Raw genomic sequence first — 1,613 nt, 5'->3', positions numbered from 1 at the left:
CCGCCTCTACGGCGTGCCCGGCGACGGCCGGGGCGCGGTCCAGCGCGTCTACGCGGGCATCCAGGTGGCGGACGTGGTCTACACCGACCCGAGCGGCACCACGATGCGGATCGCCGAGCTCCAAGGGCGCGACCTCGGCGGGCGCCAGATCCCGGGCGGGTTCGGGGGCGCGCTGGACGCCCTCGCGGTGGGGCTCGGCCGCCTCGAGGCCGAGGCCGACGCGCTGCCCGCGGCGGAGCGGGCGAAGCTCGCGGGCGCCGGCGCCGACCTGATCGAGGCGGTCTCGGTCGGCGCGCTCGAGGCCCGCGGCCTCTCGCTCAGCGAGACCGGGCCCGGCGGCGCCCTGCTGATCGAGGCGGAGCGCCTCACCTACGCGACCGGCCCCGAGGCGGGCTTGAGCCTCGACGGCCTCGCCTTCACGCAGGGGCCGACCCGGGCCCGGCTCGGGCGGCTGGCGCTCACCGGGATCTCGCTGGCGCCGACCCTGGCGACCCTGCGCCGCCTCGCCGACCCGGCCACCCCGGACGACGCGGACGACGCGCGCCGCATGATCCCCGCGCTCGGCGCCCTCACCCTGAAGGAGCTGAGCCTCGACCTTCCGGGCGAGGCGGCGCCGCCGACGGCCGACCCGCTCGCCGCGCCGAAGCCCGGTGCCAAGGCCGACGCCAAGGCCGACGCCAAGGCCGATGCCAAGGCCGATGCCAAGCCGGACGCCAAGGCCGCGCCGCAGGCGGCGCCCAGGCCGGTACCGCCTCAGCCGGTCGCGACCCAGCCGGCCACCCATGTGGCCCTGCGCGACGCGGCGCTGAGCTTCGGCCCGCTGAAGGACGGCGTGCCGACCGCCGGGCGCCTCAGCCTGTCGGGCCTCGTGATGCCGGCCGCCACGGTCGCCGGCGCGCCGGTCATCGGCGCGCTGCCGGGCTACGGCTACCGCGACCTCGACCTCGACCTCGTGGCCGACCTCGCCTGGGACGAGGGGCGGCGCGAGGTGAGCCTGCGCGAGGTCGCCCTGTCGGGCCGCGACATGGGGGCCGTTCGGCTCACCGGCACGGTGGGCGGCATCGGCCCCGAGATCTTCGCTTCCGGGATGCCGGCCTCCGAGCTCCTGATGTTCACCGCGAGCGCCAAGACGCTCGACCTCACGGTGGAGAATACCGGCCTGTTCGAGCGCTTCATCGCGACCCAGTCCCGGGCGCTGAGCCTCAAGCCCGAGGAGCTGCGCCAGGAATACGTCAGCGCGAGCCAGTTCGGCGTGCCGATCATCCTGGGCGGCTCGGCGGGCGCGCGGGCGATCGGGACCGCGATGGGCCAGTTCGTGCAGAAGCCCGGCCGGCTCGTCCTGAAGGCCCGGGCGCGCGACGCCGCCGGCCTCGGCTTCGCCGACTTCGCCCTCGCCCGCTCGCCCGCCGCGATCCTCGACCGGGTCGAGGTCGAGGCCAAGGCGGAGTAGGCGGCCGCCTCCGCCCTCACTCTCCAGCTGCAGGGAAGGGAGAGCGCGGAGACACCTCCCGCCTCATACCATTTCCGGTTGATGGGTTCGGTTCAACGCATCGTCTCGGAACGAAGCGCGGGTCCCCTCTCCCATAGGGCAGGGCGATCGCATATGGCGGGGG

The 1,613-nt window shown here is 75.8% G+C and carries 1 protein-coding gene; it reads left to right on the top strand.

Features of this window, described 5'->3' with window-relative positions:
* A partial coding sequence (locus AX737_RS33965) for a hypothetical protein (protein ID WP_066918373.1) occupies positions 1 to 1,450 on the top strand: 1,450 nt, incomplete at its 5' end.
* Positions 1,451 to 1,613: the final 163 nt, after the last annotated feature.

The organism is Methylobacterium sp. CCH5-D2, from assembly GCF_001556475.1.
In the GTDB taxonomy this organism is placed as follows: Bacteria; Pseudomonadota; Alphaproteobacteria; order Rhizobiales; family Beijerinckiaceae; genus Methylobacterium; species Methylobacterium hispanicum.
This window is presented reverse-complemented; position numbering and strand designations above follow the sequence as displayed.